The 24378-nt window shown below is 57.9% G+C and carries 29 protein-coding genes and 1 tRNA gene; 11 read left to right on the forward strand and 19 right to left on the reverse strand.

The window, feature by feature from the left end; all coding sequences use genetic code 11:
• Positions 1–17 precede the first annotated feature (17 nt).
• From iscR to trmJ, 3 genes are all read right to left on the reverse strand, one after another.
• Positions 18–509, reverse strand: coding sequence for a Fe-S cluster assembly transcriptional regulator IscR (iscR, locus tag ACA069_RS23200; RefSeq protein ID WP_007956690.1), 492 nt, complete (start codon positions 507–509; stop codon positions 18–20).
• 182 nt (positions 510–691) lie between these two features.
• Entirely contained in the window at positions 692–1468 is a 777-nt protein-coding gene (cysE, locus tag ACA069_RS23205) for a serine O-acetyltransferase (protein ID WP_187680639.1), read from the reverse strand.
• Positions 1469–1471: 3 nt separating this feature from the next.
• Positions 1472–2242 (reverse strand): tRNA (cytosine(32)/uridine(32)-2'-O)-methyltransferase TrmJ, encoded by a 771-nt coding sequence (trmJ, locus tag ACA069_RS23210; RefSeq protein ID WP_008084663.1) that lies wholly within the window; start codon positions 2240–2242, stop codon positions 1472–1474.
• Positions 2243–2387: 145 nt separating this feature from the next.
• On the opposite strand from trmJ, the gene suhB reads away from it, so the two are divergent.
• On the forward strand, positions 2388–3206 hold the full coding sequence (suhB, locus tag ACA069_RS23215) for a type III secretion system regulator SuhB (RefSeq protein WP_016984379.1): 819 nt from the start codon (positions 2388–2390) through the stop codon (positions 3204–3206).
• Between the two features lie 60 nt (positions 3207–3266).
• Here the strand turns inward: suhB and ACA069_RS23220 are convergent, their stop codons facing one another.
• The 6 genes from ACA069_RS23220 to queA form a co-directional block, all read right to left on the reverse strand.
• Entirely contained in the window at positions 3267–3815 is a 549-nt protein-coding gene (locus ACA069_RS23220; RefSeq protein ID WP_187677955.1) for a glycine zipper 2TM domain-containing protein, read from the reverse strand.
• 121 nt (positions 3816–3936) lie between these two features.
• On the reverse strand, positions 3937–4851 hold the full coding sequence (secF, locus tag ACA069_RS23225; RefSeq protein ID WP_187677956.1) for a protein translocase subunit SecF: 915 nt from the start codon (positions 4849–4851) through the stop codon (positions 3937–3939).
• A 9-nt stretch (positions 4852–4860) separates the two neighbouring features.
• Positions 4861–6729 carry a protein translocase subunit SecD gene (gene secD, locus ACA069_RS23230; protein WP_401272038.1) on the reverse strand — a complete coding sequence of 623 codons (1869 nt, stop codon included), beginning with the start codon at positions 6727–6729 and terminating at the stop codon, positions 4861–4863.
• 64 nt (positions 6730–6793) lie between these two features.
• The gene (gene yajC, locus ACA069_RS23235) at positions 6794–7132 is read right to left on the reverse strand and encodes a preprotein translocase subunit YajC (protein ID WP_007916913.1); all 339 of its coding nucleotides are present in this window, start codon (positions 7130–7132) and stop codon (positions 6794–6796) included.
• A gap of 43 nt (positions 7133–7175) precedes the next feature.
• On the reverse strand, positions 7176–8291 hold the full coding sequence (gene tgt, locus ACA069_RS23240; protein WP_170947342.1) for a tRNA guanosine(34) transglycosylase Tgt: 1116 nt from the start codon (positions 8289–8291) through the stop codon (positions 7176–7178).
• 14 nt (positions 8292–8305) lie between these two features.
• Positions 8306–9370, reverse strand: coding sequence for a tRNA preQ1(34) S-adenosylmethionine ribosyltransferase-isomerase QueA (queA, locus tag ACA069_RS23245; RefSeq protein WP_489878768.1), 1065 nt, complete (start codon positions 9368–9370; stop codon positions 8306–8308).
• Between the two features lie 108 nt (positions 9371–9478).
• Here queA and ACA069_RS23250 point away from each other — a divergent pair.
• Positions 9479–9563, forward strand: a tRNA-Leu gene (locus ACA069_RS23250).
• Positions 9564–9732: 169 nt separating this feature from the next.
• Here the strand turns inward: ACA069_RS23250 and ACA069_RS23255 are convergent.
• Both ACA069_RS23255 and ACA069_RS23260 read right to left on the reverse strand, forming a co-directional pair.
• On the reverse strand, positions 9733–10089 hold the full coding sequence (locus ACA069_RS23255; RefSeq protein WP_497615309.1) for a DUF7079 family protein: 357 nt from the start codon (positions 10087–10089) through the stop codon (positions 9733–9735).
• Between the two features lie 74 nt (positions 10090–10163).
• Positions 10164–10424: a DUF6429 family protein gene (locus ACA069_RS23260; RefSeq protein WP_497615310.1), complete on the reverse strand. Its 261-nt coding sequence runs from the start codon at positions 10422–10424 to the stop codon at positions 10164–10166.
• 229 nt (positions 10425–10653) lie between these two features.
• On the opposite strand from ACA069_RS23260, the gene ACA069_RS23265 reads away from it, so the two are divergent.
• Entirely contained in the window at positions 10654–10983 is a 330-nt protein-coding gene (locus ACA069_RS23265) for a hypothetical protein (protein WP_489878767.1), read from the forward strand.
• 19 nt (positions 10984–11002) lie between these two features.
• Here the strand turns inward: ACA069_RS23265 and ACA069_RS23270 are convergent, their stop codons facing one another.
• Entirely contained in the window at positions 11003–11371 is a 369-nt protein-coding gene (locus ACA069_RS23270) for a PH domain-containing protein (protein WP_497615311.1), read from the reverse strand.
• A gap of 45 nt (positions 11372–11416) precedes the next feature.
• Positions 11417–12163, reverse strand: coding sequence for a hypothetical protein (locus ACA069_RS23275; protein WP_497615312.1), 747 nt, complete (start codon positions 12161–12163; stop codon positions 11417–11419).
• A 119-nt stretch (positions 12164–12282) separates the two neighbouring features.
• Here ACA069_RS23275 and ACA069_RS23280 point away from each other — a divergent pair, with 119 nt between their 5' ends.
• The 5 genes from ACA069_RS23280 to ACA069_RS23300 all read left to right on the forward strand — a co-directional run bounded on the left by ACA069_RS23280 (position 12283) and on the right by ACA069_RS23300 (position 16216).
• Positions 12283–12648, forward strand: coding sequence for a hypothetical protein (locus ACA069_RS23280; RefSeq protein WP_187677964.1), 366 nt, complete (start codon positions 12283–12285; stop codon positions 12646–12648).
• A gap of 101 nt (positions 12649–12749) precedes the next feature.
• Positions 12750–13487 (forward strand): hypothetical protein, encoded by a 738-nt coding sequence (locus tag ACA069_RS23285; protein WP_497615313.1) that lies wholly within the window; start codon positions 12750–12752, stop codon positions 13485–13487.
• A 72-nt stretch (positions 13488–13559) separates the two neighbouring features.
• Positions 13560–15479, forward strand: coding sequence for an alkaline phosphatase D family protein (locus ACA069_RS23290; RefSeq protein WP_497615314.1), 1920 nt, complete (start codon positions 13560–13562; stop codon positions 15477–15479).
• A 231-nt stretch (positions 15480–15710) separates the two neighbouring features.
• On the forward strand, positions 15711–15965 hold the full coding sequence (locus ACA069_RS23295; protein WP_086791676.1) for a type II toxin-antitoxin system prevent-host-death family antitoxin: 255 nt from the start codon (positions 15711–15713) through the stop codon (positions 15963–15965).
• Complete coding sequence (locus tag ACA069_RS23300) at positions 15962–16216, forward strand: Txe/YoeB family addiction module toxin (protein WP_401271879.1); 255 nt, start codon at positions 15962–15964, stop codon at positions 16214–16216. Before ACA069_RS23295 ends, ACA069_RS23300 begins: the two co-directional genes overlap by 4 nt.
• 8 nt (positions 16217–16224) lie before the next feature.
• Here ACA069_RS23300 and ACA069_RS23305 read toward each other — a convergent pair whose 3' ends face one another.
• Positions 16225–17397 carry an aspartate aminotransferase family protein gene (locus tag ACA069_RS23305; protein ID WP_497615315.1) on the reverse strand — a complete coding sequence of 391 codons (1173 nt, stop codon included), beginning with the start codon at positions 17395–17397 and terminating at the stop codon, positions 16225–16227.
• Between the two features lie 102 nt (positions 17398–17499).
• Here ACA069_RS23305 and ACA069_RS23310 point away from each other — a divergent pair, with 102 nt between their 5' ends.
• From ACA069_RS23310 to ACA069_RS23320, 3 genes are all read left to right on the forward strand, one after another.
• Entirely contained in the window at positions 17500–18405 is a 906-nt protein-coding gene (locus tag ACA069_RS23310; protein ID WP_497615316.1) for a LysR family transcriptional regulator, read from the forward strand.
• 54 nt (positions 18406–18459) lie between these two features.
• On the forward strand, positions 18460–18876 hold the full coding sequence (locus tag ACA069_RS23315) for a GNAT family N-acetyltransferase (protein ID WP_497615317.1): 417 nt from the start codon (positions 18460–18462) through the stop codon (positions 18874–18876).
• Between the two features lie 131 nt (positions 18877–19007).
• Entirely contained in the window at positions 19008–19712 is a 705-nt protein-coding gene (locus ACA069_RS23320; RefSeq protein WP_187677972.1) for a hypothetical protein, read from the forward strand.
• A 69-nt stretch (positions 19713–19781) separates the two neighbouring features.
• Here ACA069_RS23320 and ACA069_RS23325 read toward each other — a convergent pair whose 3' ends face one another.
• The 5 genes from ACA069_RS23325 to cyoB all read right to left on the reverse strand — a co-directional run bounded on the left by ACA069_RS23325 (position 19782) and on the right by cyoB (position 24378).
• Positions 19782–20273: a RidA family protein gene (locus ACA069_RS23325; protein WP_497615318.1), complete on the reverse strand. Its 492-nt coding sequence runs from the start codon at positions 20271–20273 to the stop codon at positions 19782–19784.
• A gap of 214 nt (positions 20274–20487) precedes the next feature.
• Positions 20488–21375, reverse strand: coding sequence for a heme o synthase (gene cyoE / locus ACA069_RS23330; protein ID WP_187677974.1), 888 nt, complete (start codon positions 21373–21375; stop codon positions 20488–20490).
• A gap of 10 nt (positions 21376–21385) precedes the next feature.
• Positions 21386–21721, reverse strand: coding sequence for a cytochrome o ubiquinol oxidase subunit IV (cyoD, locus tag ACA069_RS23335; RefSeq protein ID WP_007916940.1), 336 nt, complete (start codon positions 21719–21721; stop codon positions 21386–21388).
• Positions 21721–22344, reverse strand: a complete 624-nt coding sequence (gene cyoC, locus ACA069_RS23340) for a cytochrome o ubiquinol oxidase subunit III (protein ID WP_187677975.1) — start codon at positions 22342–22344, stop codon at positions 21721–21723. The genes cyoD and cyoC overlap by 1 nt, the downstream gene beginning before the upstream one ends.
• Before the next feature lie 3 nt (positions 22345–22347).
• The gene (cyoB, locus tag ACA069_RS23345; protein WP_042560959.1) at positions 22348–24378 is read right to left on the reverse strand and encodes a cytochrome o ubiquinol oxidase subunit I; all 2031 of its coding nucleotides are present in this window, start codon (positions 24376–24378) and stop codon (positions 22348–22350) included.

Below are 24378 nucleotides of genomic sequence, written 5' to 3' on the forward strand. Positions count from 1 at the left end.
CGCTAGCTCTTTGGCTGTCATTCGACGGCGGACGCTTCAATCTTGTCCAGGCGCGGCGCCTTGCCATTGCAACGACGCTGATCCTGACGCTGGGCTACTTCTTGCACCTCACGGCGAGTCACAAGATCAGCCAAGCTGATACCGCTGAGAAATTCGTGAATCTGCAGGCTAAGGTCGCACCACAGGTGATGGGTCAGGCAAGTGTCGCCGGAATGGCAATCGCCTTGGCCCTGGCATTTGGTGGCATCGACCGATTCGTTAACCGCATCGATCACCTGTGCAACCTGGATGCCCTGCATGTCGCGGGACAACTGGTAGCCACCGCCCGGACCGCGAACACTGGATACCAGGTTGCTGCGGCGCAGCTTGGCGAAAAGCTGTTCGAGATAGGACAGGGAGATGCCTTGGCGCTCGGAGATATCGGCCAGGGACACCGGCCCGTGCTGCGCGTGCAACGCCAGGTCGAGCATGGCGGTCACGGCGTATCGGCCTTTTGTAGTCAGTCGCATGGACAGTTACCACGGAGTTCAGAATGGGCGGGAGTATGCAATTCCCGAGCATTTAAGTCAACTATAAGACCTAGTGCTTTAGTCGGGTTTACCCGCAAAAGAGCGCGCGAATGATATCAGGGTCTGCGGCTTAATGGCACACCGGTTGCAGGATGTGCCGTGCAGGAGCTGCCGCAGGGGTGTCAGCCAGTTTTGGATTCGTCTTTGCCTTTTACACAGGCGAAATCCTCTTCGCGCAGCTCAGGCAAATCTTTCGCACAGTAATTACTGCCCAGATCCTTCAGTGCGCCGCACATCCCCTCCAGTCGCCCATCCACCGCTTGCAGGTGATCAAGCAACTGACCGATGGCGCGCGCCACCGGGTCAGGCATGTCTTCGCTGACACCATAGGCATCGAAGCCGATTTTCTCGGCCATGGCCTTGCGCTTGGCGTCCTGCTCCTCATCGGATTTAACGATGATTCGCCCCGGAATACCCACGACCGTCGCGCCCGGCGGCACCTCCTTGGTCACCACAGCGTTGGAGCCGACCTTGGCCCCGGCGCCGACAGTGAATGGCCCAAGCACTTTCGCTCCGGCACCGACAACAACACCATCACCCAAGGTCGGATGACGCTTGCCTTTGTTCCAGCTTGTGCCGCCGAGGGTCACGCCCTGATAGATAGTCACGTCATCGCCGATCTCGGCGGTTTCGCCAATGACGATGCCCATGCCGTGATCAATAAAGAAGCGTCGACCGACTTTCGCCCCCGGGTGAATCTCGATCCCGGTCAACCAGCGACCAAAGTTCGACACCAGACGCGCCAGCCACTTCAGGTCATTGCGCCAGAGCATCCCGGCCAGACGATGAATCCAGATCGCGTGCATACCGGGGTAGCAAGTCAGGACTTCAAAAGCGTTACGCGCCGCCGGATCTCGATGGAATACGCTTTGGATATCTTCACGCAAACGCTCAAACATCATTCAGTCCTTCCGTTTCAGAAGCTCACCACGGGCCGCTTTTTGGGTTTCCGTGAGGATGCCACGCAATATATTCATTTCCGCCCGGCTGACCGAGCTGCGTCCGTACAACCGGCGCAGGCGCGCCATCAGGTGCCGCGGCTTCTCAGGATCGAGGAATTCGATGGCGACCAGCGTCTGCTCCAGATGCTCATAGAATCGCTCCAGCTCATCCATGGTCGCCAGCTCGGCGCTTTTCACCGAAGCCACTTCTTCCTTCTCGATCTTGCTCGGCTGACCTTGCGCGGCCAGCCATGCCATGCGCACTTCATAGCTCAACACCTGCACCGCCGCCCCAAGGTTCAGCGAACTGAACTCAGGATCGGAGGGGATGTGCACGTGAAAGTGACATCGCTGCAGCTCGTCATTGGTCAGGCCGGAATCTTCACGGCCGAACACCAGCGCAATCTCTGCGCCCTGCCCGGCTTCCTCAACCACTTTGGTGCCGCATTCGCGCGGGTCCAGCAGCGGCCAGGGAATACGCCGATCACGGGCGCTGGTGCCGAGCACCAGATTGCAGCCGACCAAGGCATCTTCCAGGGTGGCGACGACCTGGGCGTTTTCAAGGATGTCACCGGCACCGGAAGCGCGAGCATCGGCCTCGTGGTGCGGAAACAGGCGCGGCTCGACCAGCACCAAGCGCGACAGACCCATGTTTTTCATGGCGCGCGCAGCCCCGCCGATGTTGCCGGGGTGGCTGGTATTGACCAGGACGACACGAATGTTCTGCAGCAAGGGAGGCGCTCTCGGACACAGGAAAGGGGTGCAAATCTTACAGAACAGCCTACCGTTAAGCTATGAAAGCGAACAGCAACCTTCACCTGAAGAAAAGTTCTGATAGAATGCGCGGCTTTCTTTAACAACCTTAGGTGACACATCCATGCAGCCCATGCTGAATATCGCGCTGCGCGCCGCCCGCAGCGCCAGTGAACTGATCTTCCGCTCCATCGAGCGCCTGGATACCATCAAGGTCGACGAAAAAGACGCCAAGGATTATGTATCCGAGGTGGATCGCGCCGCCGAACAGAAAATCATCGACGCGCTGCGCAAGGCTTACCCGAACCACTCGATCCGCGGTGAAGAGACTGGCCTGCACGCCGGTACCGGCATCGAAGGCGAAGAATACCTGTGGATCATCGATCCGCTGGACGGCACCACCAACTTCCTGCGCGGCATTCCACACTTTGCTGTCAGCATCGCCTGCAAATACCGTGGTCGCCTGGAGCACGCTGTTGTTCTGGACCCGGTTCGCCAGGAAGAATTCACCGCCAGCCGTGGTCGCGGCGCGCAACTGAACGGTCGTCGCCTGCGCGTCAGCGGTCGCACAAGCCTCGACGGCGCCCTGCTGGGTACCGGCTTCCCGTTCCGTGACGATCAAATGGACAACCTCGACAACTACCTGGGCATGTTCCGCGCCTTGGTCGGCCAGACTGCCGGTATCCGTCGCGCCGGTTCGGCCAGCCTGGACCTGGCCTATGTAGCTGCCGGTCGTTTCGATGCATTCTGGGAGTCGGGTCTGTCCGAGTGGGACATGGCTGCAGGCGCCCTGCTGATTCAAGAAGCTGGCGGCCTGGTGAGCGACTTCACCGGCGGTCACGACTTCCTTGAAAAAGGCCATATCGTTGCCGGCAACACCAAATGCTTCAAGGCAGTTCTGACGGCGATCCAGCCGCACCTGCCAGCCTCGCTGAAGCGCTAAGCTTTACGCGAAACGAAAAAAAGCACCCTTCGGGGTGCTTTTTTTTAAACGCTCGGACTATTACTGAGCAGGCTCATTCTGCGACAGAACCAGCTTGCCTTCCTTGTCGACCGGAATCTGGTTGCCCGGATCACGATCCATCCGCACCTTGCCTTCCTTGCCATCCAGCGAATAACGCACGTCGTAACCGACAACTTTGTCACTGATGTCATTCACCGTGTTACAGCGAGTCTGCGTGGTGGTGTAGGTATCGCGATTCTGCATACCTTCCTGCACCTTGTTACCGGCATAACCGCCACCAACCGCACCGGCCACGGTGGCGATCTTCTTGCCAGTACCGCCGCCGACCTGATTACCCAGCAAACCACCCGCTACCGCACCAATCGCGGTACCGAGGATCTGGTGTTGATCCTTGACCGGCGCCTGGCGGGTCACGGCTACATCCTTGCACACTTCACGTGGAGTCTTGATCTGTGTTTTGACCGGTTCAACAGCCAGTACTTGCGCATACTCAGGGCCGCTTTTAACCAGGCTGTAGGTGGCAACAGCACCCCCGGCAGTCACACCGACAGCACCCAATACCGCACCAACCAGCAACGACTTGTTCACATGAACCTCCTGACCATCACATGCGGGACGCGCCCGCGCTTCTCCCAGCCTTGGAGCATAAAAAAAGGCGCGAGTTCAACTCGCGCCTTTTTCGGCTGACAGCGGGGGAAAACGATGGCCGTTATGGACGGTCGTCGACTTCCTTCTCGGTGTTGACCGGAGGAATCAGATCCTCAGTGGTCAGGTTCAGCCAGATCAGCACCACGTTAGCGATGTAGATCGACGAGTAAGTACCCGCCAGAACACCGATAAACAGGGCGATGGAGAAGCCGAACAGGTTGTCGCCACCGAAGAACAGCAGTGCCGCGATCGCCAGCAAGGTGGAGATCGACGTCGCCATGGTGCGCAGCAGGGTCTGAGTGGTCGAGATGTTGATGTTCTCGATCAGCGTCGCCTTGCGCAGCACGCGGAAGTTCTCGCGAACCCGGTCGAATACCACGATGGTGTCGTTCAGCGAGTAACCGATGATCGCCAGCACCGCCGCCAGTACCGTCAGATCGAAAGTGATCTGGAAATACGACAGGATGCCGATGGTCACGATCACGTCGTGGATCAGCGAAACAATGGCGCCGACCGCGAACTTCCACTGAAAGCGGAAAGCCAGGTAGATCAGGATGCCGCCGAGCGCCAGCAGCATGCCGAGGCCGCCCTGGTCGCGCAGCTCTTCACCGACCTGCGGGCCGACGAACTCGACACGCTTGACCGTTGCCGGGTTGTCGCCGCCGACCTTCAGCAGCGCTTCCGCTACCTGATGGCCCAACTGCGGGTCTTCACCCGGCATCCGCACCAGCAGATCGGTAGTCGCACCGAAGCTCTGCACGACGGCTTCGTGATAACCCGAAGTCACCAGTTGCTCGCGCACCTTGGTGACATCGGCCGGACGCTCGTAGGTCAGCTCGATGAGCGTACCGCCGGTGAAGTCCAGCCCCCAGTTCATGCCCTTGGTGAAGACACTGAACATAGCCAGCAGGGTGAGGAATACTGTGACGCCGAACGCGAAGTTGCGAACGCCCATGAAGTTGATTGTACGTAACATGGCAGCCCCTTAAATCCACAACTTCTTGAAGTCACGTCCGCCGAAGATCAGGTTGACCATTGCGCGGGTCACCATGATGGCCGTGAACATCGAGGTAAAGATCCCGAGGGACATGGTCACTGCGAAGCCTTTGACCGGGCCGGTGCCCATAGCAAAGAGAATCCCGCCGACCAACAGAGTTGTCAGGTTGGCGTCGAGAATCGCAGTGAATGCCCGGCCGAAGCCTTCGTTGATTGCGCGCTGCACGGTCATGCCGGCGGCGATCTCTTCGCGGATCCGCGAGAAGATCAGTACGTTGGCGTCAACCGCCATACCCATGGTCAACACGATACCGGCGATACCCGGCAGGGTCAGCGTTGCACCCAGCAGCGACATCAGCGCCAGCAGCAACACCATGTTCACCGACAGAGCGACAGTGGCGATGATGCCGAAGAAGCGGTAGATGGCGATGATGAACAGCGACACGAACAGCATGCCCCACAGCGATGCATCGATACCTTTGGTGATGTTGTCAGCACCCAGGCTCGGGCCGATTGTGCGCTCTTCAGCGAAGTACATCGGCGCTGCCAGACCACCGGCACGCAACAGCAGCGCCAGCTCGGACGATTCGCCCTGACCGTTCAGGCCAGTGATGCGGAACTGAGCACCCAGCGGCGACTGGATAGTCGCCAGGCTGATGATCTTCTTCTCTTCCTTGAACGTCTGCACCGCGACGTCTTTCTCGACGCCATTAACCATTTGCTTGGTGTAAGTGGTGACCGGACGCTGCTCGATGAAGATCACTGCCATGCTGCGACCGACGTTCGAACGAGTCGCGCGGCTCATCAACTCACCACCGTGACCATCCAGACGGATGTTCACTTCAGGTGTGCCGTGCTCGCCGAAACCGGCCTTGGCGTCAGTCACCTGGTCACCGGTGATGATCAGGCCACGCTCGATCTGCGCAGGAGGACGGTTGCCCTCACGGAATTCAAAGCTCTCGGAAGTGGCTTTCGAAGCACCCGGCTCTGCAGCCAGACGGAACTCAAGGTTGGCCGTCTTGCCCAGAATACGCTTGGCTTCGGCAGTGTCCTGCACGCCTGGCAGCTCAACCACGATGCGGTTGGCGCCCTGACGCTGAACGATCGGTTCGGCAACACCCAGCTCGTTGACGCGGTTACGTACCGTGGTCAAGTTCTGCTTGATGGAGTATTCACGGATTTCCGCCAGCTTGGCCGGGGTCATCGCCAGACGCAGCACCGGTTGACCGTTGAGGTCGGCCGGAACAATGTCGAAATCGTTGAAGTTCTTGCGGATCAGCGCACGGGCCTGTTCGCGGGAATCTTCATCGCTGAAGCCCAACTGAATGGCACCGCCCAGTTGCGGCAGACTGCGATAGCGCAGCTTCTCTTTACGCAGCAGGCTCTTGACGTCGCCTTCGTAGACTTTCAGGCGTGCATCGAGGGCTTTATCCATGTCCACTTCCAGCAGGAAGTGCACACCACCGGACAAGTCCAGGCCCAGCTTCATCGGGTGCGCGCCCAGATTGCGCAGCCATTGCGGGGTGGTCTGCGCCAGGTTCAGCGCGACGACGTAGTCATCACCCAATGCCTTGCGCACAACGTCTTTTGCCGGCAGCTGGTCTTCAGCTTTGGCCAGACGGATCAGACCGCCCTTGCCGTTGTCCGCCAGCGTGGCCGCCTTGACGGTGATCCCGGACTCTTTGAGCGCGGTGCTTACACGATCCAGATCGGCCTGATTGACCTGCAGTGCCGTGCTGGCGCCGCTCACCTGAATGGCCGGGTCATCGGGGTATAGATTGGGAGCGGAATAAATCAGACCGATCGCCAGCACCGCCAGGATCAGAATGTATTTCCACAGAGGGTATTTGTTCAGCATCACGCCGCCCGTTATGAACGCGGGGCGCCTTGCGCGCCCCGTCGATTGAGTAGAAGTTGGAACCTTAGATCGCTTTCAGCGTGCCTTTTGGCAGCGTGGCGGCGATGGCGCCTTTCTGGAACTTCATTTCCACGGTGTCGGAAACTTCCAGAACCACGAAGTCATCGGCCACCTTGGTGATCTTGCCGGCGATGCCGCCGGTGGTGACCACTTCGTCGCCCTTTTGCAGGCTGCTCAGCAGGTTCTTCTGCTCTTTGGCGCGCTTGGCCTGTGGACGCCAGATCATCAGGTAAAAGATGACCAGGAAGCCGACCAGGAAAATCCACTCGAAGCCGCCGCCCATTGGGCCGGCAGCAGCCGGTGCAGCTGCGTCAGCCATGGCATTAGAGATAAAAAAGCTCATTTAGCACTCCAGTTGCAAATGTTGAATCTTGGGGTCAGAAAACTCAGTCCAAAGGCGGAACGGGGAGCCCGCGTTTGGCGTAGAAGGCATCGACAAAGGCGGCCAATGTACCCTGTTGAATAGCCTCGCGCAAACCAGCCATCAGCACCTGATAATGGCGCAAGTTATGGATGGTATTGAGCATGCTTCCCAGCATTTCGCCGCACTTGTCCAGGTGATGCAGATAAGCGCGGGAGAAGTTCTGGCAGGTATAGCAATCGCAGGTCGGATCCAGCGGCGAATCATCATGGCGATGGAACGCGTTACGGATCTTCAGCACGCCTGTATCAATGAACAGATGCCCATTGCGGGCATTACGGGTTGGCATCACGCAATCGAACATGTCCACACCGCGGCGCACACCCTCAACCAGATCTTCGGGTTTGCCAACGCCCATAAGGTAACGAGGTTTGTCAGCCGGCATCATGCCCGGCAGATAATCCAGCACCTTGATCATCTCGTGCTTCGGTTCGCCCACCGACAAACCACCGATGGCCAGACCGTCAAAGCCGATCTTGTCCAGACCTTCCAGCGAGCGCATGCGCAGATCCTGGTGCATGCCGCCCTGAACGATACCGAACAGCGCCGCGGTGTTTTCACCGTGGGCGTTTTTCGAACGCTGAGCCCAGCGCAACGACAACTCCATCGACACACGGGCGACGTCTTCGTCAGCCGGGTACGGCGTGCATTCGTCGAAGATCATCACGATGTCGGAACCCAGATCGCGCTGAACCTGCATCGACTCTTCCGGGCCCATGAACACTTTCGAGCCGTCGACCGGAGAGGCGAAGGTCACGCCCTCTTCCTTGATCTTGCGCATCGCGCCCAGGCTGAACACCTGGAAGCCGCCGGAGTCGGTCAGGATCGGGCCTTTCCACTGCATGAAATCGTGCAAGTCGCCGTGCGCCTTGATCACCTCGGTGCCAGGACGCAGCCACAGGTGGAAGGTGTTGCCCAGAATGATTTCTGCGCCAGTGGCGACGATGTCACGCGGCAACATGCCCTTGACCGTGCCGTAAGTACCGACCGGCATGAAAGCCGGGGTCTCGACGGTGCCACGCGGGAAGGTCAGACGACCACGACGGGCCTTGCCATCGGTGGCCAGGAGCTCAAAGGACATGCGACATTCGCGACTCATTCTGTTTCCTCTGGGCCTGTTTGTTTAGGGGCAGTAGGTGCGGGATTACGGGTGATGAACATGGCATCACCGTAGCTGAAAAAGCGGTAACCGTTGTCGACGGCGGCCTTGTAGGCGGCCATGGTTTCGGGATAACCGGCGAATGCCGAAACCAGCATCAACAGCGTGGATTCCGGCAAATGGAAATTGGTGACCAGGGCATCGACCACATGGAACGGCCGGCCAGGGTAGATAAAGATGTCGGTATCGCCACTGAATGGCTTGAGCACGCCATCGCGCGCGGCGCTTTCCAGCGAACGCACGCTGGTGGTGCCAACGGCAATCACTCGACCGCCGCGCGCACGGCACGCAGCGACCGCATCGACCACGTCCTGGCCGACTTCCAGCCACTCAGTGTGCATATGGTGATCTTCAAGCTTCTCGACGCGCACCGGCTGGAAAGTACCCGCGCCTACGTGCAGCGTGACGAATGCGGTCTCGACGCCCTTGGCCGCAATCGCCTCCATCAGCGACTGATCGAAATGCAGCCCCGCCGTCGGCGCCGCCACCGCGCCCAGGCGCTCGGCGTACACGGTCTGATAACGCTCGCGATCCGAGCCTTCATCCGGGCGGTCTATATAAGGAGGCAGCGGCATGTGCCCGACGCGATCAAGCAGCGGCAACACTTCCTCAGCGAAGCCCAACTCGAACAACGCGTCGTGACGCGCAAGCATTTCAGCTTCGCCACCGCCGTCGATGAGAATCTTCGAACCCGGCTTCGGCGACTTGCTGGAGCGCACATGGGCCAGCACGCGATGCGTATCGAGCACCCGCTCGATGAGGATTTCCAGCTTGCCGCCGGACGCTTTTTGTCCAAACAGCCGCGCCGGAATCACCCGGGTATTGTTGAACACCATCAAATCGCCCGGGCGCAAATGCTCAAGCAAATCAGTGAATTGACGGTGTGCCAAGGCGCCGCTCACCCCATCCAGGGTCAACAGGCGACTGCCGCGACGCTCGGCCAAAGGGTGGCGAGCGATCAGCGAATCAGGGAGTTCGAAGGTAAAGTCAGCAACGCGCATGATGGGGTTCGTCTAGCAGGGCCGGAAAGTCTAGCGGAAATATCGAAAATTGACCATGAAACGTGATTGACCAACGGTAATCTCATCTCTATACTTCGCCGCCATTGAGCCCTGATGGCGGAATTGGTAGACGCGGCGGATTCAAAATCCGTTTTCGAAAGGAGTGGGAGTTCGAGTCTCCCTCGGGGCACCAAAAATTAAGAAAGGTCTTGCTTAGCAAGGCCTTTTTTTTTTCGTCTGCAATAAAGCCCCCCTTCACTCATTTGCCACCAGCTCACCTACGATCAGACTGGCCGTGCGTTGAAACCGGACGAAAGTGTTGATCGCTAAAAGCAAAGATTTCTAAAACCCTAATCACAAGTTCAAAGTCTGCTGGCGATTTCTTCCCACATATAGTCGTAGTTGTATTTCAGCCAACGAACCAGCAACTTGTCGAACTGCCTGCGAAACCAATTACGCTGCCGCGCCGCGAGCCTTTCCTCTATCGCGGCCCTGAGCCAATCAGGGTCAAAACCTGTCCAGACAGTGGGCAAGACCACCGCAATGTTCGTAAAGCACACTGGCGCTACTTCCGAATAAAAAATCTCATAGAGCACCGCTGGATCGACGCCTTTGAGCTGACGTGCGACGTAGTCGTAATCAGTTGGAAAATGGTTGAAAGGTTCGGACAGTGCGGCTCTGATGTTTGTCAGTTGTGGTTCAGTCAGAAAATGTCCCAATGCTAAAATTCCTCCAGTTCCTCATCTAGCGAGTCGGCGACGAGTCCTCTCGCTACAGTCGGCGTAGCAGTGACTCAGGTGTCGGAACTGGATACAGGCTCAGGTTGAGCACTCCCTCCAAACAACCGCTCGGCAATCTGCCGACCTCGCTCCAGGCCCTCCTCCGTCAACCAGATCGACTTGTTCCTGTTCACCGGGTTACTGATGAAACCCTGCTCATGTAATCGATTCATGATTTCGAAGTCGAAGCCTTTCCAGGCATTGCCGTCATCGGAACTGAGCGCTGCCAGCAAGGCAAGCACGGCGTCGTCCATCAGTTTGTTGTCGTATTCCATGGTCGTCGCTCCGCTCGTATCCAAGAGTTAACGTCGAGTTGTCAGGGCTCACCATAATACTCGCCGATCTTCCGAGGGAAATGGCGTTCGATCCAGTAAAGGTTACTGATCGGCTTCAGCGTGCCCAGTCTCGCCTTTGGGCTGCACTTGTTGATCCCTCTCCGTATAATCACGTCCATCTGAAAACAGCCCGCCATCTTTTTCTGAAGGACATCGCTAAAGGCACACCATGGAAACGTCACTGGAAACAGTCGCCCTTTTCTCCCTCAAACTCGCTTACGAGGAAGAAGGCCTGAGCCCGATTTTGCGGGACGACATGGTCATGGGTGATTATCAGAAAGACGTGTTCGAATTGCTGGTGCGCCGGGGTGATGTCGAGACCATTCAGTTCAAAGTGAATGAGTGCCTGGATTTGGCGATGAATGCATTGGGCGGTGTCGAGAAACCGTTGGGGCGGGAGCTGCACAAGCTGTCAGCCGATTTCAGCCAGGCGCAATCGCTGGAGCAGCTTGATCAGCCGCTCCTCGCGCTCAAGGGTTACTTGAAAGACATTCTTTGACTGACCGCCCTGAGCGTTCTTACAACAGATGCTTAGAGATGTACTTCGAAATCTCGACCATCGAAGTCTTCCCGGTGAATTCGAACTTCACCTTCCCCAGAGACGAAAAGTAAATCTCCAGTTCCGAATCCAGATCAAACGTCCCTGAGGTTTCCACGGAGTACGCGACGATGTTCTTGTACGGCAGCGAAGTGAAATCCTTCTTGCTGCCGGTGATGCCCTGGACGTTGACGGCGATGATGCGTTTGTTGGTAAACACCACGCCGTCGCGCATGGCCTTGTAGGCGTCGATCACTTCTTCCCCGTCCAGCAACAGGGCGGTGACGCGTTCGGCGTATTCATTGTTCTGCTTGAGTTTGAAGAAGCCTTTGTTGTTGAAGTCGATCATCTGTTTATCCCTTTATTCAAGAAAACATCCAAGTGTTGACGCAACTTAACGACGGGCTTTCAGCACCCGAATATCCGTCGGAAACCCATCCGCACCGACAATATTCTTCCATCCCAGATACTGAAACTCGCCTCTTTCATCGATGTAGTCACCCTTCTCCACCGCTCGGCCACCCATGATCGCCACGCGCTTTACCTCCCCACAACCGCCATCCGAAGGCCTGACCGTATAAATCACATACGGCTTCACATACTGCGTGGCACGGAAGTATTGGCCGCAGACTTCGTCGACGGTGATCAGCATGGTTTTCAGGCGTGCTTCGCCTTCGGTGTCTTCGTGCAGTTTCAGGAAGGAAATGTCACCGACGTCGCTGAAGCCGAGGGAGCGCGCGCGTTGGTATTCGGGGGAGTTCTGGTGGGCGATCCGACCTTCCTGCACGCCACGTTCCATTTTCTCGGCGAACTCGGCTTTGCCTTGGGCGATCATCGCCTCAGCCTGGGCGGCGACGTTTTCGCATTGGGCAAATTCGGCGGAACCCACGTGATCGGGAGTCAGGTTCGAGCGGTGCTCATTCATGGTTCGCAGATTGCTCTCCAGAGCAACCATCATCTCGTAGGCACTGGTTCGACCGCTCTGCACCTCGGCCAGTTTTCCCTGCACTTGCTGGCAGTTGCCGGCGTAATACTTCCAGCTGTTTTCCGGGTGTTCTTGCCAGGCGGCGAATGCCGGGGTCAGGGAAAAGCCCAGAGTGAGTGCACAAAACAGGCGCAAGGTTTTAGTGATTGCAGGCATGTGTAGTCCGTTACGAGGATAAGGGCAGTGGCGTGACGCTACTATTTTGATATCTTGCCGTCCACTTTCGCTGGAGGCGCACCAACCGCCTCTGCTATCGCGCACTCAGGAATGAATCAATGGATGCTTTGTTGTGCTTGCTGGTAATGGCCGGAACCTGGACGTGGGTCGTGAAGCAACGGGGTGAGTGGAATTTGTTACTTGCCAACCTTGCCGGTGCCGGAAGTGCCGTGGTGACTGGAATCGTATTCACGCTGATTTATGGCGGGGTCATTGGCACGACGATGGCGACGTCAAACCTGGATCGCAGCCTGGTGGTAATCATGAACAGCGCCGGGGTGTTGGCGGGTGTATGGATGTGGGTTGCCCATCGCCGTCAACCGGAGCATCCGGTCGCACGTCAGTTGCTGGGCGCACTGTGTGGTTTCGCCGCCGGATTTACCACGCTGGCGTTCCTTGCAGTGAATTATTTCCCCGGTTCTTGATAGCGTAGCGCTTCGATTTTGATATCTTGCCGTCCATCTTCAGGGCTCATCATCTGCTGCGCACTGTTTTCAGGTTTTTGAAGGTTTAAGGAAAGGATCAAATGGAGTTTTTGCGTTTTCTGGCGTTTGTCGCGGCCTGGGGTTTCATGTGGCGCTGGGTGGTGAAGAACCGCGCTAGCTGGAATATTTTCTACGGCAACATTGTTGGCGCTGCGGGTGGTTTCATTGTTGCGATGGTGGTGCTGTCGATCACTTTATCGCTGTTTCCTTCGTCGCATGACTACGAGGCGGCGCAGGCTGAAAACACGCAGGTCGCCGAGCCGACCTCCCTATTGCCTGAGGCCGAGTCAGTCACGCCCGCTGCCGAGCTGAAGGATGCGCCGGTTTTTGCTGCCATCGAGCCGGACGACAAGCCCTCTCCCGCCGACTCCGCATTGCTGCCGAACTACGCCAGCCGGGCGCCGAAATCAATCGGGTTACAGACCGTGCTGGATCAAAGCGACTATCAGGGTCGCATGGCCCTGGCAGCGCTGAACAAGAAATTGCGCGGCGATGCACAGGCCGACAAGTCGATGATCGCGTATGTCATGTGCAGCCCGTTCGTGACCAGCACGTTGCGCTTTCCCAACTCGGCGCGCTTTGCTGACAGCAAAGGCCTCGTCAGCCATCGCTTCAAGGATCAGGTCTACACCTTCAGCAACACCGTCACCGCGCGCAACATGAACGGCGACGATGTGAAATACCATTTCGATTGCTCCGTGCAGGAGCAGCCGAGAGTTGATGCGATTCCTGCCGAATGGCGCCTGCTGGGCCTGAAGCTGCAAAAAGCGGACTCTTAAGTCTCACTTAAGCGTTCAAGGCGCCGGCTGCGCTATCATCGCCGGCCTGTGCGCCTTGAGCTTTGTCCCCGGATGTCCCCAACACTTGATGAGCTGACCCCGTTGCCACCTGTTCTGGCTGGCCCGTTGATCCGACGGCTGGAGCCCAAACGCCTGGTACTGTGGCTGGTTGCTACACGCCCGCTGTCGCTGACCTTGCGCTTGCAGGGTGTAGGAAACATTCTTCTCGATGCCGAGAAATGCGCAGTCATTGCCGTGGGCAGCCGAGCGTTCGTTCATCTCATCGATGTCAGACTCGAAAACGCCCTGCCCCTCGACGAATTTATCGACTACGACCTGCTGATTGATGACCAGGACGGTATCGCCGATTGGGCGCCGCACCTGTTGTATGGCGGCGCTACGTGTCCAAACTTCGTCGTGCGCTCACGCATCGATCAGTTGCTCCACGGTTCCTGTCGCAAGCCACATCACCCGGCGGCGGACGGTTTGCTCTGTGTCGATCAACTGTTGGCCGCCGAAACCGATCCACAGCAACGCCCGGCTCTGTTGATGATGAGCGGCGATCAGGTCTACGCCGATGACGTTGCCGGGCCGACGCTACGGGCGATTCATGCCTTGATCAAGCGCCTCGGCCTGTTCGACGAACACCTCGAAGGTGCCGTGGTCAGCGACAGCGCCAAGCTTTACGAACACCCGGCCAGTTACTACCACCGCGCGGATTTGTTACCGGCGCTGGAGAGCAACGAGACTCTGCGTGAGCGATTTTTCGGCGGCGCGCGTAAGCCGATTTTCACCAGCAGCAGCGCCGACAATCACCTGGTAACGTTCGCCGAAGTCATGGCGATGTACTTGCTGGTGTGGTCGCCGGTCGCGTGGACACTGATCAATCCGGCAGCGCCAACGCTCACGCCCGAACGGCTCAAGCGTTACACCCTCGAACAAACTCGTATCGACGCCTTCAAGGCTGGCCTGAGCAACGTCGCCCGAGCACTGGCGCATCTGCCGAGCCTGATGATTTTCGACGACCACGACATCACCGATGACTGGAATCTGTCCGCGCAATGGGAGGAAACGGCCTACGGCCATCCGTTCTCCAAACGCATCATCGGCAACGCACTGATCGCTTATATGCTGTGCCAGGGCTGGGGCAACAACCCGGATGCCTTCAAGGATGTACTGGAGAAAACCCGAGGTCTGATCGCCAGCGGCGATGATCACTACCTCGACAGCCCGGTACAGGACGATCTGATCGATGACCTGCTGCGCTTTCAGAACTGGCATTTCGTGCTGCCGACCAGTCCCGCGCTGGTAGTCCTCGACACTCGTACTCGACGCTGGCGCAGCGAGTTGGCGCTCAAGCAACCGTCGGGGCTGCTCGACTGGGAAGCCTTGAGCGAGTTGCAGCAGGACCTGCTTGATCACCCGTCAGCAATCATCGTTTCGCCCGCGCCGATCTTTGGCGTGAAGCTGATTGAAACCGTGCAGAAGATCTTCAGTTGGTTCGGTTATCCACTGCTGGTCGACGCGGAGAACTGGATGGCCCATCGGGGTGCGGCGCAGGTGATCCTGAACATCTTCCGACACACGCGTACGCCAGGTAACTACGTGGTGCTGTCCGGCGATGTGCATTATTCCTTCGTCTACGAAGTGCTTATCCGACACCGCAAGGCCGGCCCGCGGATCTGGCAGATCACCAGCAGCGGCATCAAGAACGAATTTCCGCCGGCGCTGCTGGAATGGTTCGACCGGCTCAACCGCTGGCTCTACTCACCGCGCTCACCCCTGAACTGGCTGACCAAACGCCGGCGCATGCGCATCGTGCCGTACACGCCGGACCATGCTGAAGCAGGTGAGCGCTTGTGGAACTCGGCGGGGATCGGGCAGGTGTTTTTCAATGAGCAGGGGCAGCCGCGAGAGATCATTCAGCACAATTCGAATGGCGCGGCGAAGACGCGGATGCTGGCGCCGGATTTGACGGACTATCCGGACTGACGCACGACCCTTTTCCTACACTGAGGCTGCCACATGACGACAGTGTGATGGCTATTCAGGGTTCGCGACCGAGGATAGGGATTACAACTTTCTCAGAAACGTCTGCAGAATTCTTGAGTGATACTGAAGTTGCTCGCAAAAAGCCCATTTGCGAAACAACCACTGGTAGGTATCACCTTGTCATCATGTACTCATTTCTGTACGTTCTTTGCATCCAGCGAGGACTACAACATGCAAACCATCAACTACACCACAGCCCGTGCACACTTGGCAGAGACGATGGATCGGGTCAATGAAGACCGAGCACCACTTCTGGTAACCCGTCAAAAAGGTGAACCTGTCGTAATGATGTCTCTGGCTGAGTACAACGCACTCGAAGAGACAGCCTACCTGCTGCGCTCTCCGGCCAACGCCGAGCGGTTGATCAAATCGATTGGTGAAATGCGCGCTGGAAAAGCCAAAGTCAGGCAATTGATCGAAGAATGAAAATCGAGTTCACCCCAACAGTCTGGGAAGACTACTTGTGGTTTCAGCAGAACGATAAGGCCGGGCTCAAACGTATCAATCTGTTGATCAAAGCAATCCAGCGCGAACCGTTCGAGGGAGTAGGTAAACCTGAACCGCTCAAGCACAACCTGAGCGGCTTTTGGTCACGACGAATAACTGCCGAGCATCGTTTGGTATATAGGATCGAAGGCGGAGAAATTTGCGTCATCACCTGCAAATACCACTACTGATCACTCGCTCAGTCTCTATCCAACGCCCGCCCGACACCTCTGACAATCATCCCCACCTCACGCTCATCAATCGTCAGCGGCGGCAGCAGCCGTATGGTCTTGCCGCGTGTGACGTTGATCAGCAGCCCATGATCCCGCGCAGCGATCAATGTGAGATCGCGAATTGGCTGTTTCAACTCGATACCGATCATCAATCCCTGCCCGCGAATCGCCAGCACATTGGGGTTGTCCGCCAGTTCTGCGCGTAACCGAGCCAACAGACGCTCACCCTGCACCCGCGCATTTTCCAGCAAACCCTGCTCTTCGATGATATCCAGCACCGTGCATCCCACCCGACAGGCCAGCGGATTACCGCCGAACGTACTGCCATGGCTGCCCGGCGTGAACAGATCTGCTGCCCTGCCCCGCGCCAGGCAAGCGCCGATGGGTACGCCGTTGCCGAGTCCTTTGGCGAGCGTCATCACGTCCGGGACGATGCCTTCATGCTGAAACGCAAACCACTGGCCGGTGCGACCGATGCCGGTCTGGATCTCGTCGAGCATCAGCAGCCACGCATGCCGATTGCACAGTTCACGCAGGGCTTTGAGGTAATTGGGCGGCGCCAGTTGCACGCCGCTTTCACCTTGAATCGGCTCGACCAGAATCGCCACGATCCGCTCACCGTGCTTGCGCTGAATGTTCTCCAGTGCGGCGAGATCACCGAACGGCACTTTGATGAAATCCCCCGGCAGCTCATTGAAGCCCAGGCGTACTGCCGGGCCGTCGCTGGCAGACAACGTACCGAGTGTGCGGCCATGAAACGCGTTGGCCATCACCACCACCAGCGGCTGTTCGATACCTTTGCGCCACCCGTACAGCCGCGCCAGTTTCAGCGCGGTTTCGTTGGCCTCGGCACCGGAGTTATTGAAGAACGCCCGCTCCATCCCCGACAACACAGTCAGCCGCTTTGCCAGTTGTAGCTGCCAGTCGATGCTGTACAGATTGGAGGTATGCAGCAGCAATCCCGCCTGCTCGCTGATCGCCGAAACGATCCGCGGATGCGAGTGGCCAACGTTGGTTACCGCGACCCCGGCAACCGCATCCAGATACTCGCGACCGGCCTGATCCCACAGTCGGGTGCCCAGGCCCTTGGTGAAACTCAGGGCCAGCGGTTGGTAGGTGTTCATCAGGGCGGCGGTCATGACTTCAAACTCCAGTGAAGGTCGGTGTGCTTGCAGTATGGTTAGCCACCAGAACTGGATAAACTCGGCAAAACTTCAATCATTTAAAAGCAGAGCTTGATAATGGATCTGTTTCAGTCGATGAGCGTCTACGTCAAAGTTGTCGAAGCGGGGAGCATGACCGCGGCCGCGTTGCAGTGCGATATGTCGACGACGATGGTAGGCAATCACCTGCGAGCCCTGGAGCAACGGCTCGGCGTGCAACTGCTGCAACGCACCACACGGCGGCAGCGCCTCACCGAGTTCGGCAGCGTTTACTACCAGCGTTGTCTGGACGTGTTGGGGCTCGTGGCGGACTCCGAACGACTTGCCGAACAGGCCCTTGATGAGCCGCGTGGCATCCTGCGAATTACCGCTCCCCTGACCTTCGGCGTTGAACGCATGGCTCCGGCGCTCAGTGAGTATTCCCTGCAATGGCCGCAGGTCAAACTCGACGTGGTGCTGACCAACAGCCGCCCGGACCTGATGGAAAACGGTCTCGATGTCGCCTTCCGGCTGGGAAACTTCGAGCAGTCCAACCTGATTGCGCGGCCATTGATCGACTACACCCTGACGGTCTGCGCATCGCCGGAATATGTGGCACGACGCGGCATGCCCCTCACACCGCAAGACCTGCAACAGCATGACTGCCTGTCCTTCGCCTACCCTACCGGCGATGATTGGCAATCAGTGGAAAAGCGCTGGCGCCTCAGTGGTCCGGACGGAGAAATCATGGTCGACGTCAGCGGCCCGATGCTGATCAACAGCTCCGCCGGCTTGCATCAGGCCGCACGCACCGGTATGGGCATCGTGATGCTGCCTGACGCGCTGGTGGAACAGGACCTGCGCGACGGCAAACTGGTCACGGTCATTCCCGACTACCAACCGCCCAGTCGCCCATTGCACTTGCTCTACGCCCCGGATCGCTATCGACTGCCGAAGCTGCGGCGCTTTGTCGAATTCGCGATGAAAGCATGGGGCAGATCCTGACGACGGACGCCCGAAGCAGACTCAAACCAACGCTGACAAAGGACTCGACAGCCAATGAACAACGCACTCACCGTACGCGATCTGCAACCCGCCGAAGTGGAATCGGCCAGGCGCTTTCTAGGCCTGCACGGCTGGGGACATCGCACGGGCGCCGCCGAATATTTTGCCCAACTGATCCAGAACTCCCAGCGTACCGCCGTCGCCTTCAAGGACGGGCAAATCATCGGTTTCGCCCGAGGCATCACTGACGGTTTATCCAACGGTTATCTGTCGATGGTGGTGGTTGACGGCCAACATCGTCGCGAAGGCGTTGGCCGCGCACTGGTCGAACATGTGATGGGCGACAACCCCGATATCACCTGGATGCTGCGTGCCGGCCGTGAAGGTGCGGAGGCGTTTTTCGCCAGTCTGGGTTTTGAGGCGTCGGTGATCGCCATGGAACGCGCACGCTTGAAACAGAGCGAGCACTGAGCAAAGGGCAAAAAACTCGACCGGCAGACTGTTGCTCCGTGACAACGCCACCCCACTCCCCTAAATTAGTCGACCTGAAAAAGCCCCGCGCTTGCTCATCTCCACTCAAGTTAAAAAGTAGTGAAATTTCAATGTCCGATTTCAACACCGCTGAATCCGTAGTCACCGAATCGTCCAAAGCGGAATACGAAAACTCCATCAATCTTTCACAACACCTGCCACAAGCCAAAATCATCAGCGAGATGGTGCTGGACGCTTTTCAGTCGACCCGCGAAAGCGACCAGATCCGCGAACTGCGCACCGCGATCCGTCAGGCACACGACCGCTTCGACGACGACAAGGCTTACGAACTGATGGGTGAACTCAAGGCCCTGAAGGACGCCGAAGCTGCGGACATTGCCGCGCTTGAAGACCTGAGCAGCAAGTTCTCGATCGGCCGAATCCTGTCCAGCTTCAAGGACGATCCGGCGTTCCAGGAAATCGTTTACGGTCTGGCGCTCAAAGTGCTGAACCATACGCATCTGGCGATCAGCAACCCGAGCGGCGGCAAGAGCAAAGCGGCACGGGCGAAGAAAGAAGTCGAAATCTTCACCATCAGCAAGGACGGCAGCAGCGTGACCCTGCCACTGCGCACGCCACGTTCGCGCCTGAGCGTTGATCGTGAAGCGCTGGAGTTCCTCGGTTTCACCTTCGTCGGTGAAGGCGAAGAAGCCGAAGTCGACGGCGAAACCTTCGTCGACAACGCCGGCACTGAACACGCGGTCAACCGCAAGAACATCATCACCGCCCTGCAACAGCAGACCGCGTTCGATGGCTACAGCATCGCCGCGCAGTAATACGGCAACGCTGACAGAAAAGCCCCGCACTGAGATTCAGGCGGGGCTTTTTGTTTTCCGGCGGGCGGGTTATGCGTCGGCGTGCAATGCCGCAATCATGTCGACTTCGATCGCCGCGTTCTTCGGCAACTGATAGACACCGACCGTGGTGCGCGTGTGCCGCCCGGCATCGCCGAGTACATGACTGAACACATCCGATGCGCCGTTGGCTACTTCGCTCAGGTCAACGAAGTCAGGGGTGGACTTCACGTACACCGTGACCCGCAACAACACCCGGATCTTGTCCAGCGACCCCACCGCATCGACGATCAACGCCAGACACCGCATCGCACTGATGCTGGCAGCGGCCTGCGCATCCTTGAGGGTCAACTCCAGGCCAACGCGACCGGGGTACTGAATCTTGCCATGGGTGCGCGGCACCATGCCGCTGATGTACAGCTCATCGTGATGTCGGATCAGCGGCGCGTAATTGCCGCCGGCGGTGTTCTCGCCGTAGATGTCGTAGTTGAGCTCTTGTGCCAGGGCAATGAAGCGTTCGTCGCAGGTCATCCTCTCAGTCATTTCGCCCAGCCTTTTGATTGATGCGTGAATAACAGTCGAGCACCTGTGGAATAGCAGGGCGCTATCACTGTCGCGGCTGGATCCAAATCTAGGGGTTTTGCCAAGATACCGCAACTAACCCTGTAGGAGCTGCGGCACCTCAATCAGTGAAAATCACCCAACAAAAAACCCCGCACATCTCTCGATGGCGGGGTTTCTTGTACAACCTGAAACCTTACGGCGCGTACGTCAGCAGCAGCTCGCTCGGCACCTTGAAGTCCAGGGACATCATGACGCTCAACGCGGTGATGGTGAAGATCGAGAACACGAACAGCTTGCGTGCCCAGACCGTGTCATCCACTGCCTTGTAGCCGGTCCAGGCCATATACAACCAGTACATGCCCATGGCCGCGGCGACGGCGAGGTAGCTCATGCCGGCGTAGCCGCTGAAGGTCAGCATCAATGTCGCCACGAGGAACGCCAGGATGTAGAGCAGGATGTGTTTCTTGGCCACTTGAATCCCGCGCTTCACTGGCAACACCGGAATCGATGCGGCCAGGTAATCGTTGAAGCGGAAGATCGCGATGGCGTAGGAATGCGGCATCTGCCACAGGCTGAACATCACCAGCAGGACCAGCGCGGCCATGTCGAAGCTATTGGTTACGGCGACGTAACCGATCACTGGCGGCATGGCGCCCGACAGACTGCCCACCAGCGTGCCGTGAACCGACTTGCGCTTGAGGTACAGGCTGTAGAAGCCGACGTAGATCACGAAGCCGATTACGGCGAACAGGGCGGCCAACGGGTTGGCCACCTTGTACAACAATGCAACGCCGAGAACACCAAGGATGGTCGCGTAGACCAGGGCCAGTTTCAGGGAGATCAAGCCCTGGACCAGCACCCGGTTTTTGGTGCGTTCCATCTTCAGGTCGATGTCGCGGTCGATGCAGTTGTTGAACACGCAACCGGAGGCTACAACCAGGGAGGTGCCGATCATGGCTGCCAGAAACACCGCCAGATCGACATGCCCTTTCGAGGCCAGGAAGAACCCGCCTGCCACAGAAAGCACGTTACCGAAAATGATCCCCGGTTTGGTGATTTGGATAAAGTGCTTGAGCGACATCGGGTCTACCTCACTTCGCCATCATGTACGTGTGGATGCTGAACATGATCCACAGCGACAGGCCAACCAGCAGCACGATCACGATGGCCGTGAAGACAAACGCGATCACGTTGTTACGCTGAGCGATGGAACGGTCCAGGTGCAGGAAGTAATAAAGGTGAACAATCACCTGGATCACTGCGAACAGCAGAACGATTGCCAGCGTCGTCGCCTTCGGCAGGCTCGGGTACATCACCAGGCCGAACGGGATGACGGTCAGGATCACCGACAGGATGAAGCCAATGGCGTACGACTTTACGCTGCCGTGGCCAGCATCATGGCTGTCATGGGAGTGTGCATTAGCCATTACAGAGTCCCCATCAGGTAAACAACGGTGAATACGCAGATCCACACCACGTCCAGGAAGTGCCAGAACAGGCTCAGGCAGCTCAGACGGGTCTTGTTGGTCGCCGTCAGGCCGTGCTTGTTGACCTGGTACATCATGATGCCCATCCAGATCAGACCCGCGGATACGTGCAGACCGTGGGTACCGACCAGGGTGAAGAACGCGGACAGGAAGCCCGAACGGCTAGGACCGAAGCCCTCGGAGATCAGCAGGTGGAACTCGTTGATCTCCATGGCGATAAAGCCGGCGCCGAGCAGGAAGGTCATGAACAGCCAACCCAGAACCTGCTGCTTTTTACCTTTGAACAACGCCAGCATGGCGAAGCCGTAGGTGATCGAACTGAACAACAGCAGAGCGGTTTCGCCCAGCACGTATGGCAGTTCGAAGATTTCGTGGCCCGACGGGCCACCGGCAACGTTGTTTACCAGTACTGCGTACACCGCGAAGATCGACGCAAACAGAATGCAGTCGGTCATCAGGTAGAGCCAGAAACCGTATACGGTCATCTCGCCCGAGTCGTGGTGATGGTCATCGTGCCCATGTTCACCATGGGCGTGTCCGGCATTGGTCACTAAATTCGACATGGTTTAAGCCTGTTCCAACGAGGTTTCAACACGGGTGGCACCGGCCGGGATTTTCCCTGCCGCAACCAGACGCTTGTGCTGCTCGGCTTCGATGCGCTCGATCGTTTCAACCGGAACCATATAGCCCTGGTCGTCACGTGCAGCGTGGATCACGAAGTAGACGACAGTGCCTACCAGGCTCGCGATTGCCAGCCACCAGATGTGCCAGATCATTGCGAAACCGAAGACGGTCAACAGTGCGCCCATCACCACACCAGTAGCGGTGTTGTTCGGCATGTGGATCGGCTCGTACTTGGCCGGACGCTGGTACGCAGTACCGTTTTCCTTGGCTTCGGTGAACGGATCGATGCAGTCAGCCTTAGGCAGCACAGCGAAGTTGTAGAACGGAGGTGGCGACGAGGTCGACCATTCCAGGGTATGTGCATTCCACGGGTCACCGTGATCGCAAACGTTCTCTGGCTTGTTGCGGTCACGCACCGACACGTACAGCTGGATCAGCTGGCAAGCGATACCGACAGCGATCATCACCGCACCGAACATGGCAACGTACAGGTACGGTACCCACTCAGGGTTGGTGGTGGCGTTCAGACGACGGGTCATGCCCATGAAGCCCAGTGCATAGAGCGGCATGAACGCGACGAAGAAGCCCGAGATCCAGAACCAGAACGCCGCTTTACCCCAGCCTTCGTGCAGCTTGAAGCCGAACGCTTTCGGGAAGTAGAACGCGAAACCTGCGATGTAACCGAATACCGCACCGCCGATGATCACGTTGTGGAAGTGCGCGATCACGAACAGGCTGTTGTGCAGAACGAAGTCAGCACCCGGGATGGCCAGCAGTACGCCGGTCATCCCGCCGATGGCGAAGGTCACCATGAAGCCCAGCGTCCACAGAACCTGGCTGGTGAAGCGCAGACGGCCCTGGTAGATGGTGAACAGCCAGTTGAATAGCTTCACACCCGTCGGGATGGAAATCAGCATCGTCGCCAGACCGAAGAAGGCGTTGACGCTCGCACCCGAACCCATGGTGAAGAAGTGGTGCAGCCAAACCATGAAGCCCAGCACCGAGATCGCGCCCGAAGCGTAGATCATCGAGTGGTGGCCGAACAGTTTCTTGCCGGTGAACGCCGAGATCACTTCCGAGAAGATGCCGAATGCCGGCAGGATCAGGATGTATACCTCAGGGTGGCCCCAGGCCCAGAACAGGTTGACGTACATCATTGGATTGCCACCAAGTTCATTGGTGAAAATGTGGAAATCCATGTAACGGTCAAGGGTCAGCAGTGCCAGGGTAGCGGTCAGGATCGGGAACGAAGCCACGATCAGGACGTTAGCCCAGGTGCAGGTCCAGGTGAAGATCGGCATGTCCATCAGCTTCATGCCAGGGGTACGCATTTTCAGCACGGTGGCCAGGAAGTTGACCCCCGTCAGCGTCGTACCTAACCCGGATAGCTGTAGCGCCCAGATGTAGTAATCCATCCCCACGCCAGGACTGTATTGCAGGCCCGACAGCGGTGGATAAGCGACCCAACCGGTCTTGGCGAATTCGCCGACGCCCAGGGACAGGTTGATCAGCACAACGCCGGATACCAGCAGCCAGAAGCTCAGGGAGTTCAGGAACGGGAACGCAACGTCACGCGCGCCGATCTGCAGCGGCACTGCAAGGTTCATCAGGCCGGTGAAGAATGGCATCGCCATGAAGATGATCATGATCACACCGTGAGCGGTGAAGATCTGGTCATAGTGTTCAGGCGGCAGGTAGCCAGGCGAACCCTCGGTGGCCATGGCCAACTGGGTACGCATCATGATGGCGTCGGCAAAACCGCGCAGCAGCATGACCATGGCGACGATGATGTACATCACGCCGATTTTCTTGTGGTCGACCGACGTCAGCCACTCGGTCCACAAGTAAGTCCACTTCTTGAAGTAAGTGATTGCAGCGAACAGCGCCAGACCACCGAGGGCGATCATGGCGATGGTCACCATCACGATCGGCTCGTGGAATGGGACTGCTTCCCAACTTAATTTACCAAACAT

It is taken from the genome of Pseudomonas sp. LBUM1652 (assembly GCF_059716105.1).

Bases quoted from the DNA above. Each gene is read 5' to 3' on its own strand.
- iscR (WP_007956690.1), bottom strand. From the start codon at position 509: ATGCGACTGACTACAAAAGGCCGATACGCCGTGACCGCCATGCTCGAC.
- cysE (WP_187680639.1), bottom strand. From the start codon at position 1,468: ATGTTTGAGCGTTTGCGTGAAGATATCCAAAGCGTATTCCATCGAGAT.
- suhB (WP_016984379.1), top strand. From the start codon at position 2,388: ATGCAGCCCATGCTGAATATCGCGCTGCGCGCCGCCCGCAGCGCCAGT.
- secF (WP_187677956.1), bottom strand. From the start codon at position 4,851: ATGTTACGTACAATCAACTTCATGGGCGTTCGCAACTTCGCGTTCGGC.
- secD (WP_401272038.1), bottom strand. From the start codon at position 6,729: ATGCTGAACAAATACCCTCTGTGGAAATACATTCTGATCCTGGCGGTG.
- yajC (WP_007916913.1), bottom strand. From the start codon at position 7,132: ATGAGCTTTTTTATCTCTAATGCCATGGCTGACGCAGCTGCACCGGCT.
- tgt (WP_170947342.1), bottom strand. From the start codon at position 8,291: ATGTCCTTTGAGCTCCTGGCCACCGATGGCAAGGCCCGTCGTGGTCGT.
- queA (WP_489878768.1), bottom strand. From the start codon at position 9,370: ATGCGCGTTGCTGACTTTACCTTCGAACTCCCTGATTCGCTGATCGCT.
- ACA069_RS23260 (WP_497615310.1), bottom strand. From the start codon at position 10,424: ATGGAATACGACAACAAACTGATGGACGACGCCGTGCTTGCCTTGCTG.
- ACA069_RS23265 (WP_489878767.1), top strand. From the start codon at position 10,654: ATGGAAACGTCACTGGAAACAGTCGCCCTTTTCTCCCTCAAACTCGCT.
- ACA069_RS23270 (WP_497615311.1), bottom strand. From the start codon at position 11,371: ATGATCGACTTCAACAACAAAGGCTTCTTCAAACTCAAGCAGAACAAT.
- ACA069_RS23275 (WP_497615312.1), bottom strand. From the start codon at position 12,163: ATGCCTGCAATCACTAAAACCTTGCGCCTGTTTTGTGCACTCACTCTG.
- ACA069_RS23280 (WP_187677964.1), top strand. From the start codon at position 12,283: ATGGATGCTTTGTTGTGCTTGCTGGTAATGGCCGGAACCTGGACGTGG.
- ACA069_RS23285 (WP_497615313.1), top strand. From the start codon at position 12,750: ATGGAGTTTTTGCGTTTTCTGGCGTTTGTCGCGGCCTGGGGTTTCATG.
- ACA069_RS23290 (WP_497615314.1), top strand. From the start codon at position 13,560: ATGTCCCCAACACTTGATGAGCTGACCCCGTTGCCACCTGTTCTGGCT.
- ACA069_RS23295 (WP_086791676.1), top strand. From the start codon at position 15,711: ATGCAAACCATCAACTACACCACAGCCCGTGCACACTTGGCAGAGACG.
- ACA069_RS23300 (WP_401271879.1), top strand. From the start codon at position 15,962: ATGAAAATCGAGTTCACCCCAACAGTCTGGGAAGACTACTTGTGGTTT.
- ACA069_RS23305 (WP_497615315.1), bottom strand. From the start codon at position 17,397: ATGACCGCCGCCCTGATGAACACCTACCAACCGCTGGCCCTGAGTTTC.
- ACA069_RS23310 (WP_497615316.1), top strand. From the start codon at position 17,500: ATGGATCTGTTTCAGTCGATGAGCGTCTACGTCAAAGTTGTCGAAGCG.
- ACA069_RS23315 (WP_497615317.1), top strand. From the start codon at position 18,460: ATGAACAACGCACTCACCGTACGCGATCTGCAACCCGCCGAAGTGGAA.
- ACA069_RS23320 (WP_187677972.1), top strand. From the start codon at position 19,008: ATGTCCGATTTCAACACCGCTGAATCCGTAGTCACCGAATCGTCCAAA.
- ACA069_RS23325 (WP_497615318.1), bottom strand. From the start codon at position 20,273: ATGACTGAGAGGATGACCTGCGACGAACGCTTCATTGCCCTGGCACAA.
- cyoE (WP_187677974.1), bottom strand. From the start codon at position 21,375: ATGTCGCTCAAGCACTTTATCCAAATCACCAAACCGGGGATCATTTTC.
- cyoD (WP_007916940.1), bottom strand. From the start codon at position 21,721: ATGGCTAATGCACACTCCCATGACAGCCATGATGCTGGCCACGGCAGC.
- cyoC (WP_187677975.1), bottom strand. From the start codon at position 22,344: ATGTCGAATTTAGTGACCAATGCCGGACACGCCCATGGTGAACATGGG.
- cyoB (WP_042560959.1), bottom strand. From the start codon at position 24,378: ATGTTTGGTAAATTAAGTTGGGAAGCAGTCCCATTCCACGAGCCGATC.